Source organism: Pseudomonas umsongensis (assembly GCF_002236105.1).
GTDB classification, from domain to species: Bacteria; Pseudomonadota; Gammaproteobacteria; order Pseudomonadales; family Pseudomonadaceae; genus Aquipseudomonas; species Aquipseudomonas umsongensis.
In genome coordinates this window covers 32,911-46,745 of the sequence record NZ_NIWU01000007.1, presented here as the reverse complement: position 1 = coordinate 46,745, position 13,835 = coordinate 32,911, and the positions used below count along the sequence as shown (strand labels likewise).

At 60.8% G+C, this 13,835-nt stretch carries 10 protein-coding genes; 7 read left to right on the top strand and 3 right to left on the bottom strand.

The genetic code is table 11. From position 1 onward, the window contains the following. The first annotated feature begins 91 nt into the window (after positions 1-91). The 7 genes from PSUM_RS26170 to PSUM_RS26140 all read left to right on the top strand — a co-directional run bounded on the left by PSUM_RS26170 (position 92) and on the right by PSUM_RS26140 (position 11,898). Positions 92-2,143 (top strand): putative bifunctional diguanylate cyclase/phosphodiesterase, encoded by a 2,052-nt coding sequence (locus PSUM_RS26170; RefSeq protein WP_020797458.1) that lies wholly within the window; start codon positions 92-94, stop codon positions 2,141-2,143. Between the two features lie 156 nt (positions 2,144-2,299). Then, positions 2,300-3,655, top strand: a complete 1,356-nt coding sequence (locus PSUM_RS26165; RefSeq protein ID WP_083349723.1) for an imelysin family protein — start codon at positions 2,300-2,302, stop codon at positions 3,653-3,655. A 243-nt stretch (positions 3,656-3,898) separates the two neighbouring features. Next, positions 3,899-5,326, top strand: a complete 1,428-nt coding sequence (locus tag PSUM_RS26160; protein ID WP_083349724.1) for a di-heme oxidoreductase family protein — start codon at positions 3,899-3,901, stop codon at positions 5,324-5,326. A gap of 26 nt (positions 5,327-5,352) precedes the next feature. Beyond that, positions 5,353-6,417 (top strand): imelysin family protein, encoded by a 1,065-nt coding sequence (locus tag PSUM_RS26155; RefSeq protein WP_083349725.1) that lies wholly within the window; start codon positions 5,353-5,355, stop codon positions 6,415-6,417. Between the two features lie 14 nt (positions 6,418-6,431). Continuing rightward, positions 6,432-7,532: a DUF1513 domain-containing protein gene (locus tag PSUM_RS26150; RefSeq protein WP_083349726.1), complete on the top strand. Its 1,101-nt coding sequence runs from the start codon at positions 6,432-6,434 to the stop codon at positions 7,530-7,532. A gap of 179 nt (positions 7,533-7,711) precedes the next feature. Beyond that, positions 7,712-8,860, top strand: a complete 1,149-nt coding sequence (locus PSUM_RS26145; RefSeq protein WP_083349727.1) for an efflux RND transporter periplasmic adaptor subunit — start codon at positions 7,712-7,714, stop codon at positions 8,858-8,860. 14 nt (positions 8,861-8,874) lie between these two features. After that, on the top strand, positions 8,875-11,898 hold the full coding sequence (locus tag PSUM_RS26140; RefSeq protein ID WP_083349728.1) for a multidrug efflux RND transporter permease subunit: 3,024 nt from the start codon (positions 8,875-8,877) through the stop codon (positions 11,896-11,898). 174 nt (positions 11,899-12,072) lie between these two features. Here PSUM_RS26140 and PSUM_RS26135 read toward each other — a convergent pair whose 3' ends face one another. Genes PSUM_RS26135 through PSUM_RS26125 form a run of 3 tightly spaced genes read right to left on the bottom strand, consistent with a single transcriptional unit; the run spans position 12,073 to position 13,688 of the window. Further along, positions 12,073-12,300: a hypothetical protein gene (locus PSUM_RS26135; protein ID WP_020799915.1), complete on the bottom strand. Its 228-nt coding sequence runs from the start codon at positions 12,298-12,300 to the stop codon at positions 12,073-12,075. A gap of 2 nt (positions 12,301-12,302) precedes the next feature. After that, positions 12,303-13,016, bottom strand: a complete 714-nt coding sequence (locus PSUM_RS26130) for a lipopolysaccharide kinase InaA family protein (protein ID WP_033044247.1) — start codon at positions 13,014-13,016, stop codon at positions 12,303-12,305. Positions 13,017-13,019: 3 nt separating this feature from the next. Then, on the bottom strand, positions 13,020-13,688 hold the full coding sequence (locus tag PSUM_RS26125; RefSeq protein ID WP_033044253.1) for a class I SAM-dependent methyltransferase: 669 nt from the start codon (positions 13,686-13,688) through the stop codon (positions 13,020-13,022). Between the last annotated feature and the right edge of the window lie 147 nt (positions 13,689-13,835).

Sequence of the window (13,835 nt, the reverse complement as noted above, 5' to 3'; positions counted from 1 at the left end):
CGCAGGATGGATTGTCCCTTTGACTGCCACCACGGGATTGCCAATACTCATGGCAACTTGATGCTACCCGCACGGAACAAGGAATTACCCTTTGAAGCTGGAACTCAAGAACAGCTTGTCGGTGAAGTTGCTCCGGGTCGTGCTCCTGTCGGCATTGATCGTCGGCGTGGTCTTGAGCTGCGCGCAGATTGTTTTCGATGCCTATAAAACACGCCAGGCCGTCGCCAGCGATGCCGAACGCATTCTCGACATGTTCCGCGACCCTTCGACCCAGGCCGTCTACAGCCTGGATCGGGAAATGGGTATGCAGGTAATCGAAGGCCTGTTCCAGGATGATGCGGTGCGTCAGGCCTCCATAGGCCATCCCAACGAAGCCATGCTGGCGCAAAAATCCCGTGAGTTGCAGCAGTCCAGCAGTCGCTGGCTGACCGACCTGATCCTCGGCAAGGAACGCACCTTCACCACCCAGTTGGTGGGACGCGGCCCTTACAGCGAGTATTACGGCGACCTGAGCATTACCCTCGACACCGCCACCTACGGCAAGGGTTTTATCGTCAGTTCGGTAATCATCTTCATTTCCGGGGTATTGCGTGCCCTGGCGATGGGCCTGGTGCTGTACCTGGTCTATCACTGGCTGTTGACCAAACCCCTGTCGCGAATCATCGAGCACCTGACCGAAATCAATCCCGACCGCCCCAGCGAGCACAAGATTCCATTGCTCAAGGGGCACGAGAAGAACGAACTGGGGCTGTGGATCAACACCGCCAACCAGTTGCTCGAATCCATCGAGCGCAACACGCACCTGCGCCACGAAGCGGAAAACAGCCTGTTGCGCATGGCCCAGTACGATTTCCTTACCGGCCTGCCGAACCGCCAGCAATTGCAAACGCAGCTGGACAAGATCCTCGTCGATGCCGGCAAGTTGCAACGCCGGGTTGCGGTGCTGTGCGTCGGGCTCGATGACTTCAAGGGCATCAACGAACAGTTCAGCTACCAGACCGGCGACCAGCTGCTACTGGCCCTGGCCGATCGCCTGCGCGCGCACAGTGGACGCCTGGGCGCCCTCGCCCGCCTGGGTGGCGACCAGTTCGCCCTGGTGCAGGCCGATATCGAACAACCCTACGAAGCCGCCGAACTGGCCCAAAGCATCCTCGATGACCTGGAAGCGGCGTTTGCCCTCGATCATCAGCAGATCCGCCTGCGCGCCACCATTGGCATCACCCTGTTCCCCGAAGATGGCAACAGTACCGAGAAGCTGCTGCAAAAAGCCGAACAGACGATGACCCTGGCCAAGACGCGCTCGCGCAACCGCTATCAGTTCTACATCGCCAGCGTCGACACCGAGATGCGCCGCCGTCGCGAGCTGGAAAAAGACCTGCGCGACGCACTGGTCCGCGACCAGTTCTACCTGGTCTACCAACCGCAGATCAGCTACCGCGATCACCGGGTCGTTGGCGTCGAAGCGTTGATTCGCTGGCAGCATCCCGAGCACGGGCTGGTACCACCGGACCTGTTCATTCCGCTGGCCGAGCAGAACGGCACCATCATCGCCATTGGTGAATGGGTGCTGGACCAAGCCTGCAAACAATTGCGCGACTGGCACGACCAGGGCTTCAGCGACATGCGCATGGCCGTGAACCTTTCCACCGTGCAATTGCACCACGCCGAGTTGCCTCGGGTGATCAACAACCTGATGCAGATGTATCGCCTGCCGCCACGCAGCCTGGAGTTGGAGGTCACCGAAACCGGCCTGATGGAAGACATCAGCACCGCCGCCCAGCATCTGCTCAGCCTGCGCCGCTCCGGTGCGCTGATCGCGATCGACGATTTCGGCACCGGTTATTCGTCACTGAGTTATCTGAAAAGCCTGCCGCTGGACAAGATCAAGATCGACAAGAGTTTCGTCCAGGACCTGCTCGATGACGATGACGACGCAACCATCGTTCGCGCCATCATTCAGTTGGGCAAGAGCCTGGGCATGCAGGTGATCGCCGAAGGCGTGGAAACCTTGGAGCAGGAGGCCTACATCATCTCCGAAGGCTGCCACGAGGGTCAGGGCTACTTCTACAGCAAGCCCCTGCCGGCCCGCGAGCTGGTGGCTTATCTGAAGCAAGCCCAGCGCAGTAACGCGGCAATCTTGTAACCCCCCCTGTAGGAGCGAGCATGCTCGCTCCTACAGAGTGAATAAGAAATATTTCCAACCACAACCCTTTACACATAATGCGAAAGATTTGCATTATGTGTCACTTTTGCGCGCCGGACGCGTTATTCCACCCCCTCTCGAAGCAGGATGTTCGCCATGATTCGTATGCCTCTGGCTACCGCCAGTCTGTTGGCCATCGCAATTTCCCTCGCCGGTTGCGGTGAAGGCAAAGACAAAGAAAAAGCGGCCGCTCCTGCGCCAACGGCCAGCACTGCCGCCGCCCCAGTCGCACCAGCTGCTGCACCTGCCGCTGCCAGCAAAGTCGACGAAGCGGCTGCCAAAGCCGTTGTCGCGCACTATGCCGACATGGTTTTCGCGGTCTACAGCGATGCCGAATCTACTGCGAAAACCCTGCAAAGCGCCGTCGACGCCTTCCTCGCGAAGCCGAACGCCGACACCTTGAAAGCCGCCAAGGCCGCCTGGATCGCTGCTCGCGTTCCTTACCTGCAGAGCGAAGTGTTCCGCTTTGGCAACACCATCATCGACGACTGGGAAGGCCAAGTGAACGCCTGGCCACTGGACGAAGGCCTGATCGACTACGTCGACAAATCCTACGAGCACGCACTGGGTAACCCTGGCGCCACGGCCAACATCATCGCCAATACTGAAATCCAGGTCGGCGAAGACAAGGTCGACGTGAAGGACATCACCCCGGAAAAACTCGCCAGCCTGAACGAGCTGGGCGGTTCCGAGGCCAACGTCGCCACCGGCTACCACGCCATCGAATTCCTGCTCTGGGGCCAGGACCTGAACGGCACCGGCCCTGGCGCCGGCAACCGTCCAGCTTCCGACTACCTGGAAGGCAAAGGCGCCACTGGCGGCCACAACGATCGTCGCCGCGCCTACCTGAAATCCGTGACTCAATTGCTGGTCAGCGACTTGGAAGAAATGGTCGGTAACTGGAAGCCGAACGTGGCCGACAACTACCGCGCCACCCTGGAAGCGGAACCGGCTGAAAGCGGCCTGCGCAAAATGCTGTTCGGGATGGGCAGCCTGTCCCTGGGCGAACTGGCGGGCGAGCGCATGAAGGTTTCCCTGGAAGCCAACTCCCCGGAAGACGAACACGACTGCTTCAGCGACAACACCCACAACTCGCAGTTCTACGATGCCAAAGGCATTCGTAACGTGTACCTGGGCGAATACACCCGTGTCGACGGCAGCAAGATGACCGGCGCCAGCCTGTCGTCCCTGGTGGCCAAGGTCGATCCAGCGGCAGACACAGCATTGAAAGCCGACCTGGCTGCCACCGAAGCCAAGATGCAGGTCATCGTCGACCACGCCAACAAGGGTGAGCACTACGACCAGCTGATCGCTGCCGGCAACACCGCCGGCAACCAGATCGTCCGTGACGCCATCGCATCCCTGGTCAAGCAGACCGGTTCGATCGAAGCCGCCGCTGGCAAACTGGGCATCAGCGACCTGAACCCGGACAACGCTGATCACGAGTTCTGATCACCGCTGGCTCTTCGGTTGCCGATCGTTCCCACGCTGATCGTTCCCACGCTCTGCGTGGGAATGCAGCCCGGGACGCTCCGCGTCCCAAATCAAAAGCCGAACGCGGAGCGTCCGTTGAGGCATTCCCACGCGGAGCGTGGGAACGATCATCTGCCTAAGCGAACGATAATTCCTCTTATTCAAATTCCCATCCCCTGTTAGACTTTGCGCCCTTGTTTTGCTCGTCTTGCAGGATGTCTGATGCCCTCGCTGCCTCTTCGCTTGTCCGCACTGTTGTTGGCCCTGGGCCTGAGTGCCTGCGATGACGCCCCGAAATTCACCCAGGCTGAACCCGGTGAAGCCCGCTCCGGCGGCGGTACGACCGTGCGCAAGACCGATCAGAACGCCTTTTCGCTGCCCTCCGCTAACCTGCCGCCATCGCGGCGTGTGGACTTCAGTGTCGGCAATAGCTTTTTTCGTAATCCCTGGGTGATCGCTCCGTCGACCACCACCGCTCGCGACGGCCTCGGTCCGCTGTTCAACACCAATGCCTGCCAGGGCTGCCATATCAAGGACGGCCGCGGTCACCCGCCTGCGCCAGATGCGCGCAATGCCGTGTCGATGCTGATACGCCTGTCGATTCCCGACACCCCAGCCTACGCCAAAGTCATCGAGCAACAGGGTGTCGTACCGGAGCCCGTGTATGGCGGGCAGTTCCAGGACATGGCCGTGCCCGGCGTGACGCCGGAAGGCAAGGTGCGGGTCGACTACTCGCCGGTGATGGTTCGCTTCAAGGACGGCACCGAAGTGGAACTGCGCAAGCCGAGCCTGAACATCACCCAGCTGAACTACGGCCCGATGCACCCCGACACGCGCTTCTCGGCCCGTGTCGCACCTCCGATGATCGGCCTGGGCTTGCTGGAAGCCATTCCTGAAGAGGCCATCCTGGCGAATGCGGACGCGCAGGCCAAAGCGAAAAACGGCATCGCCGGGCGCCCGAACCGGGTCTGGGATGATGTGCAGCAGAAAACCGTGCTCGGGCGATTTGGCTGGAAAGCCGGGCAGCCGAACCTCAATCAACAAAATGTCCATGCGTTTTCCGGTGACATGGGCCTCACGACCCACCTGAGGCCCTTTGACGACTGCACCGACGCGCAAACGGCCTGTAAGCAGGCACCCAGTGGCAACGGCCCCGATGGCGAGCCGGAAGTCAGCGACAACATCCTGCGCCTGGTGCTGTTCTACACCCGTAACCTCGCCGTACCGGCGCGCCGCGATGTCGGCACGCCGCAAGTGCTGGCCGGCAAGACCCTGTTCTACCAGGCCGGTTGCCAGTCCTGTCACACACCCAAGTACACCACCGCCGCCGACGCCGCCGAAGCTGAATTGGCCAATCAAGTGATTCGCCCCTACAGCGATCTGCTGCTGCATGACATGGGCGATGGCCTGGCCGACAACCGCACCGAATTCCAGGCCGGAGGGCGCGACTGGCGTACCCCGCCGTTGTGGGGCATTGGTTTGACTCAAGCCGTCAGTGGCCACACCCAGTTCCTGCACGACGGCCGCGCCCGCAACCTGCTCGAAGCTGTGCTCTGGCATGGCGGCGAGGCAAAAGCGGCGCAACAACAGGTTTTGTCTTTCAATGCCGAGCAGCGCGCTGCGTTGTTGGCGTTCTTGAATTCCCTTTAATACCCATCTTCCCGCGGGAGCCCGACATGTTCCGTCCCAAATTGTTGTTCACCAGCCTTGCCGCGCTAGCCTTGGGCGCCTGCTCGCCACAGGACCCGCAGGCCGTCACTTCGGCTGCGATCGCCAAGTCGGTGATTCTGCCGACCTATACCCGCTGGGTTGAAGCCGACCGCCAGCTGGCCGTCAGCGCCCTCGCCTACTGCGAAGGCAAGGCAAATCTCGAAACCGCCCGCGCCGACTTCCTGCACGCGCAAAAAGCCTGGGCCGAACTGCAACCGCTGCTGATTGGTCCGCTGGCCGAGGGCAACCGTGCCTGGCAGGTGCAGTTCTGGCCCGACAAGAAGAACCTGGTCGGCCGCCAGGTCGAGCAACTGGTCACTGCACAACCGCAGATCGATGCTGCTGCACTGGCCAAATCCAGCGTGGTGGTCCAAGGCCTGTCGGCCTACGAATACATCCTGTTCGACAGCAAGCCTGATGTGGCCAACGCCGAGCAGAAGGCCAAGTACTGCCCGCTGCTGATCGCCATTGGCGAGCGTCAGAAACAGCTGGCCGAAGAAATCCTCAAAAGCTGGAACAACACCGACGGCATGCTCGCGCAAATGAGCAAGTTCCCGAACCAGCGCTACGCCGACTCCCACGAAGCAATCGCCGATCTGTTGCGCGTGCAGGTGACCGCCCTCGATACCTTGAAGAAGAAGCTCGGCACACCGATGGGCCGCCAGAGCAAAGGCGTGCCGCAGCCGTTCCAGGCCGATGCCTGGCGCAGCCAGTCGTCCCTGACCGCCCTGGAGGCCAGCCTCGCTGCGGCCAGAACGGTATGGGAAGGTGTCGACAACAAAGGCCTGCGCGGCCTGTTGCCAAGCGACCAGAAGCCATTGGCCGACAAGATCGACGCGGCCTACGCCGCTTCGTTGAAACTGTTCGCCAGCAGCCAGCGCTCGTTGACCCAAATGCTCAACGACGACGCCGGTCGCCAGCAACTCAATGATCTCTACGACAGCATCAACGTGGTCCACCGCCTGCACGAAGGCGAGCTGGCGAAGGCGCTGGGCATCCAACTGGGCTTCAACGCCAACGACGGTGACTGATGAGGGCGAGTTCCATGCTACGACGCCAGGCTCTGAAATTAGGGAGTTTGCTGCTGGGTGCGGTGTCACTGGGCGGCTGGACGCTGTCCAGGCACAAGGATAAAAGCCCGCTGCTGCTCTCGGCGCGGGACGATACCGACGGCAAGCACTACGCCGTCGGTTACCGGCTGGACGGCACCCGGGTGTTTGCCACCCAGGTCGGCCAGCGCTGCCATGACATCATCAATCACCCGACGCTGCCGATCGCGCTGTTCGTTGCCCGGCGTCCGGGCACCGAGAGCTACCTGATCGACCTGCGTGACGGCACGCTCCTGCAAACCGTGACGTCTCAGCCGAACCGGCACTTCTACGGTCATGCGGTGATTCACCACAGCGGTGGCTGGTTGTACGCCACCGAAAACGACACCACCGATCCGGGTCGCGGCCTGCTCGGCGTGTACACGTTCGAAGGCGAACGCCTGGTGCACAGCGGCGAGATTTCCACCCACGGCATCGGCCCGCATCAAGTGTCGTGGATGCCCGATGGCGAGACCCTGGTGGTGGCCAACGGCGGCATCCGCACCGAAGCCGAAAGCCGGGTCGAGATGAACCTCAATGCCATGGAGCCGAGCCTGGTCCTAATGCAGCGCGACGGCACCCTGCTGAGCAAGGAAACCCTCGGCCAGCAGATGAACAGCGTGCGTCACCTGGGCATTGCCAGCGACGGCACCATCGTCGCCGGCCAGCAATTCATGGGGGCATCCCACGAGCATTCGGAGCTGCTGGCGATCAAGCGTCCGGGCCAGCCGTTCGTGGCGTTCCCGGTGCCGGAGCATCAGTTGCAAGCCATGGGGCACTACACCGCCAGCGTTGCGGTGCACAGCGACTTGCGCCTGGTCGCGCTGACCGCGCCTCGGGGCAACCGCTTTTTCATCTGGGACCTGGACAGCGGCGAAGTGCGCCTGGACGCGCCACTGCCCGATTGCGCCGGAGTGGGCGCGGTGGCCGACGGATTCGTCGTGACCTCGGGCCAGGGACGCTGCCGGTACTACGATTGCCGCCAGGCAAATCTGCTCGCCAAACCGCTGGAACTGCCGGCGGGGCTCTGGGACAACCATCTGCATTTGATGGCTTGAGTCAGGCCCAAAAAGATCGCAGCCTGCGGCAGCTCCTACAGGGTCATGTGTACACCTGTAGGAGCTGCCGCAGGCTGCGATCTTTTCCGGAACCGACAAAAATCAGCCATTGGATTCCCCTTCCCACTCGCGGTAATGTGCCCAACTGTCTCACCTGATTTCTCCAAGGAACTGGAAATATGCTGCGTCGCCGCATGCTGATCATGTTGGGTGTTGTTCTGCTGATCGTGCTGGTCCTGGCCGGTTACAAAGCCTTCTCCATCTATACGATGATTCAGGGCTTCTCCGCGCCAAAACCGCCGATCAGCGTCGCCGTGGCCACGGCCATCGAACGGCCCTGGCAAGCCAGGCTGCCTACCGTAGGCACCCTCAAGGCGCTGCAAGGCGTAGACCTGAGCCTGGAGACCGATGGCACGGTGGTCGATCTGCAGTTCGAGTCGGGGCAGAAAGTCAAAGCCGGTCAACCGCTCCTGCGCCTGGACAGCGCCGTGGAAAGCGCTCTCCTCGAAACCGCCCTGGCCGACCTCGGGCTGGCCCAACTCGATTACGGTCGCGGAAGCCAGCTGGTGGGCAGCCAGGCCATTTCCAAAGGCGAGTTCGATCGACTGTCGGCGGTACTGAAAAAGAGCAAGGCCACGGTCAACCAACTCAAGGCTGCGCTGGGCAAAAAAAGCATCGTCGCCCCCTTCAGCGGGACCATCGGCATTCGTCAGGTGGACGTTGGCGACTACCTGGCCAGTGGCACCATGATTGCCACCCTGCAAGACCTCAGCAGCCTCTACGTCGATTTTTTCGTGCCAGAGCAGTCGGTGCCAAAGATCGCCATTGGCCAGCCGGTTGAAATCATCGTCGCCGCCTACCCGTCCCAGACCTTCCCCGGCACCATCAGTGCGATCAACCCAAAACTGGAAAACAGCACGCGCAACATGCAGGTCCGCGCGACCCTGGCCAACCCCGATGGCAAGCTGCTGCCAGGCATGTTCGCCAGCCTGCAGGTGATGTTGCCCAACCCGCGGCCGAGCATCGTCGTGCCGGAAAGCGCGATCACCTACACGCTCTACGGCAACTCCCTGTATGTCGTTGCAGAGAAGAAGGCTGAAGACGGCAGCCTCGAAAAAGACGACAAGGGCCAGCCGATCCTGATCGCTGAACGGCGGTTCATTGAAACCGGTGAACGCCGCGACGGGCAGGTGGTGATTACCAAAGGTCTGCAGAACGGCGAAAAGGTGGTCACGGCCGGCCAGATCAAACTGGACAACGGTGCGCACATCGCCATCAGCGACGACAAGACCCTGGCCGAAAAGAACAGTCAGCCACGCGCTGACTGATCAAGGAACCCCCAATGGCTTTTACCGACCCGTTCATCCGTCGCCCGGTGCTCGCCACCGTGGTCAGCCTGTTGATTGTGCTGCTGGGCTTCCAGGCCTGGAGCAAGCTGCCGCTGCGCCAGTACCCACAAATGGAAAACGCCCTGATCACGGTCACCACCGCCTACCCCGGGGCCAACGCCGAAACCATCCAGGGCTACATCACGCAACCGTTGCAACAGAGCCTGGCCAGTGCCGAAGGTATCGACTACATGACTTCGGTCAGTCGGCAGAATTTCTCGGTGATCTCGATCTACGCACGCATCGGCTCCAACAGCGACCGCTTGTTCACCGAACTGCTGGCCAAGGCCAACGAGGTCAAGAACCGCCTGCCCCAGGATGCCGAAGACCCGGTGCTGAGCAAGGAAGCTGCCGACGCCTCGGCGCTGATGTACATCAGCTTCTCCAGCAAGGAGCTGAGCAACCCGCAGATTACCGATTACCTGTCGCGCGTCATCCAGCCGAAGCTGGCAACCCTGCCAGGCATGGCCGAAGCCGAGATTCTCGGCAACCAGGTCTTCGCCATGCGCCTGTGGCTGGACCCGGTGAAGCTGGCCGGTTTCGGCCTCAGCGCCAGCGACGTGACCAACGCGGTGCGCCAGTACAACTTCCTTTCCGCCGCGGGCGAAGTGAAAGGTGAGTACGTGGTCACCAGCATTAGCGCCAATACCGAGCTCAAATCAGCCGAAGCCTTCGCCGCGATCCCGCTCAAGGTCGAAGGTGACAGTCGCGTGCTGCTGCGCGATGTCGCGCGGGTCGAGATGGGAGCGGAAAACTACGACACCATCAGCTCGTTCGGCGGTACGCCCTCGGTGTACATCGGCATCAAGGCCACGCCTGCGGCCAACCCCCTCGACGTGATCAAGGAAGTGCGCAAGATCATGCCGGAGCTTACGGCCCAACTGCCACCGAACCTGAAGGCGGAAATCGCCTACGACGCGACGCTGTTCATCCAGGCCTCGATCAACGAAGTGATCAAGACCCTGTTTGAAGCGGTGCTGATCGTGATCGTGGTGGTGTTCCTGTTCCTCGGTGCGTTGCGCTCGGTGGTGATCCCGGTGGTCACCATTCCGTTGTCCATGATCGGCGTGATGTTCTTCATGCAGATGATGGGTTACTCGCTGAACCTGCTGACCCTGCTGGCGATGGTGTTGGCCATCGGCCTGGTGGTGGACGATGCCATCGTGGTGGTGGAAAACATCCACCGCCACATCGAGGAAGGCAAGACGCCGCTGGATGCCGCCATCGAGGGCGCCCGGGAGATCGCCATGCCGGTGGTCTCGATGACCATCACCCTGGCGGCGGTGTATGCGCCGATCGGCTTCCTCACGGGCCTTACCGGGGCGCTGTTCAAGGAGTTCGCCCTGACCCTGGCCGGTGCGGTGGTGATTTCCGGCATCGTCGCCCTGACCCTGTCGCCGATGATGTGCGCCCTGCTGCTGCGTCACGACGAAAACCCCACGGGCCTGGCCCATCGCCTTGACCTGATTTTCGAAAGCCTCAAGCGCCGATACCAGACAATGCTCCACGGCACCCTCAACACCCGGCCGGTGGTGCTGGTGTTCGCTGTCATCGTGCTGTGCCTGATTCCCGTGCTGCTCAAGTTCACCAAGTCAGAGCTCGCGCCGGATGAGGACCAGGGCATCATCTTCATGCTGGCCAGCGCACCGCAACCGACCAACCTCGACTATTTGAACACCTACACCGACGAGTTCATCACGATCTTCAAGGCGTTTCCCGAGTACTACTCGTCGTTCCAGATCAACGGCTTCAACGGTGTGCAATCGGGTATTGGCGGTTTCCTTCTCAAGCCCTGGAACGAGCGCAGTCGCACGCAAATGGAGATCCTGCCCGAGGTTCAGGCCAAGCTGGAGAGCATTTCAGGCTTGCAGGTATTCGGCTTCAACCTGCCTTCCCTGCCGGGTACCGGCGAGGGTCTGCCGTTCCAGTTCGTCGTCAACACGGCCAACGATTACGAGTTACTGCTGCAAGTGGTCGACCGGGTGAAAAAACGCGCGATGGAGTCCGGTAAATTCGCCTTCGTCGACGTCGACCTGGCCTTTGACAAACCTGAAGTGGTGGTGGATATCGACCGTGCCAAGGCGGCCCAGATGGGCGTGTCGATGCAGGATTTGGGCGGGACACTGGCGACGTTGCTGGGTGAGGCGGAAATCAACCGTTTCACCGTGGATGGCCGCAGTTACAAAGTCATTGCCCAGGTCGAACGCCCCTTCCGGGATAACCCTGACTGGCTGAACAACTACTACGTCAAGAACACCCAGGGCGAACTGCTCGCCCTCTCGACCCTGATCACCGTGACCGACCGGGCGCGCCCTCGGCAACTGAACCAGTTCCAGCAACTCAACTCGGCGATTCTTTCCGGGGTGCCGCTGGTCAGCATGGGCGAGGCCATCGACGCCGTGCGTCAGATCGCCCGGGAAGAAGCGCCGGCGGGCTTTGCCTTCGACTATGCCGGTGCATCGCGGCAATACGTCCAGGAAGGCAGTGCACTATGGGTGACCTTTGGCCTGGCACTGGCGATCATCTTCCTGGTACTGGCGGCCCAGTTCGAAAGCTTTCGCGATCCGCTGGTGATCCTGGTGACCGTCCCGCTGTCGATCTGCGGCGCCTTGCTGCCGCTGTTCCTCGGCTGGTCGAGCATGAACATCTATACCCAGGTCGGGTTGGTGACGTTGATCGGCCTGATCAGCAAGCACGGCATCCTGATCGTCGAATTCGCCAACCAGCTGCGCAAGGACAGGGGCCTGACGCCCCGCGAAGCGGTGGAGGAAGCCGCGGCCATTCGCCTGCGCCCGGTATTGATGACCACGGCGGCAATGGTATTCGGCATGGTGCCGTTGATCATCGCCACGGGGGCCGGCGCGGTGAGCCGGTTCGATATCGGTACGGTCATTGCCACCGGGATGTCGATTGGGACGCTGTTTACGCTGTTTGTGTTGCCGTGCGTGTATACGCTGCTGGCCAAATCCTCTCGCTAAGATCGTTCCCACGCTCTGCGTGGGAATGCCTCTACGGACGCTCCGCGTTCGGCTCTTGATTTGGGACGCGGAGCGTCCCGGGCTGCATTCCCACGCAGAGCGTGGGAACGATCTGCACTGCGCAACAAAAAAGGCCTCGCATCAGCGAGGCCTTTTATTTGGGCTTCATTGTGTTCAACTTTGCGGCCTCAATCCTTGAGAGAGTCCGAACATGAACAGCAACAAATCATGATCGGGTTGAGTGGCCACGGATGCCTTGGCAACCCGTGGCAACGGACAGTGCTCGCCACTGTGTACTGAACTTAAGACTTGCGTGCGGGGCTGCTCCCATGCCGCCACCGCGAGTGAAGCAACTGCCAAGGCTCCTACCAGAAACAAACCTCGCGCAACTTCAAGTTTCATTGCTATAAACCTTTGATAGCGCTGCCAAACGCCGTCTCATAAAAATAGACGAGTTTCTTCCAGTCCGTCGGGCTGAATGACGAGTGGCGGCGCAGCTGCTTCATGTCATGGGCCGCCGCCTGGCGAGCGGTCAAGCGCCGCCGGCACTTCTCCAGATCGATCAAGGCAACTTCGACTTTGGCTGCCTCACCCTCACCGGTGACGCGAACAAATACGTGCTTGATATAGATGCAGCTGTGTTGCCAACGCCCCTTGTGCATCCGCGCCAGGTTCTCGGCCAGGTCCTTGAGCACGCGATCGTGCACAGCCTCACCATGACGCTCGCGTCCGCCGCTTTCGTACCAACGTTCGATTTCCTCGAAGCCGTCCAAAGACTTGGTCACCAACAAGGCGCGCCACTTGTGCACGGGATCGCGTTGCGCTTCGCAGAACACGATTTCCGGGACGCGCACATCGAGCAGGCGCAAGCCGGTGAGTGCATCACGCTCGCGCAGCACCGTCGGCCGTCCGAAAGGGTGCAAAAGACCCCGATGGATATGGCCGGTCTGGCGTTTTACGTAGAGCAGTTGTCCATCACTGTCCATGAGACGCTGCACGCCACTCTCGCCACCGCGCCGGACGTTGGGCTCTTCCACCCATTCTCCGCGCTGATTCCAGAAGTAATCGAATCGGTCCTGGGAGGCGACGCCTGTTCCTGCTGCACACTGCTCTACCATCTGTTACCTCTTGCGTAATACATAAACTCGCCACATGGCATAGAGCGGCAAAAAGTCGATACGTTCCTGAATACGGAAACCAGCCTGCTCAAACTCCTTTTCTACGGTAGCCGCCGGTAACACAAATCTATTTTGGTAACCTTCCTGCCCACGGGTTCTCTCCGCGCGCTTGCGTTTCCAGGCTTTGAAGTTACCGTCGACCCACAGTGAAAGGATGACGCTGTCTCGGCTGACGCGCTCGAATTCGCGCAAGATCGCCAGTCGATGCTGGGCTTCACCGATGTGGTGGAGCAAACGCATGCAGAAAATGCTGTCGACAGCGTTATCCGGCAACGCAATGTCGAACGCGGACGTCTGCAAGGGTTGTACCCGTTTCACCACTTCAGCCGGTTGCGACTGTGTAGCGATCTTGATCATGGACTCGGAGTTGTCGGCACCGATGATCACGCGGTTGGGTTTCTCCGCCAGCATTGGCCAGAAACGCCCCGCACCGCAGGGCAGATCGAGAACCAGGCCCGGCTCGCCGACCAACGCCAGCGCCTTGCGCGCCATTTGTACGTCACGCCAGTGGGACAGGCGGCGGCCGACGCCATCCTTGTGTTTTTGCAGGTAACGTTTGGCGTGTTGATCGTCGTACTTGTTGGAAAAATCCAGTTTGATCGGGCCATCCACCATCATCAATCTCCTGAGCTTCTGATTCCAACCACCTTAGGCAGTGATGTGTGAGGGTCAGGTCATGCGATTGTGAAAATTTCGTGATGAAAACCTCGAAACGTTTCGAGGTATTACAAGGCGGCAATCTCAACCAACCGTCCAGCG

Bases quoted from the DNA above. Each gene is read 5' to 3' on its own strand.
- PSUM_RS26165 (WP_083349723.1), top strand. From the start codon at position 2,300: ATGATTCGTATGCCTCTGGCTACCGCCAGTCTGTTGGCCATCGCAATT.
- PSUM_RS26160 (WP_083349724.1), top strand. From the start codon at position 3,899: ATGCCCTCGCTGCCTCTTCGCTTGTCCGCACTGTTGTTGGCCCTGGGC.
- PSUM_RS26155 (WP_083349725.1), top strand. From the start codon at position 5,353: ATGTTCCGTCCCAAATTGTTGTTCACCAGCCTTGCCGCGCTAGCCTTG.
- PSUM_RS26150 (WP_083349726.1), top strand. From the start codon at position 6,432: ATGCTACGACGCCAGGCTCTGAAATTAGGGAGTTTGCTGCTGGGTGCG.
- PSUM_RS26145 (WP_083349727.1), top strand. From the start codon at position 7,712: ATGCTGCGTCGCCGCATGCTGATCATGTTGGGTGTTGTTCTGCTGATC.
- PSUM_RS26140 (WP_083349728.1), top strand. From the start codon at position 8,875: ATGGCTTTTACCGACCCGTTCATCCGTCGCCCGGTGCTCGCCACCGTG.
- PSUM_RS26135 (WP_020799915.1), bottom strand. From the start codon at position 12,300: ATGAAACTTGAAGTTGCGCGAGGTTTGTTTCTGGTAGGAGCCTTGGCA.
- PSUM_RS26130 (WP_033044247.1), bottom strand. From the start codon at position 13,016: ATGGTAGAGCAGTGTGCAGCAGGAACAGGCGTCGCCTCCCAGGACCGA.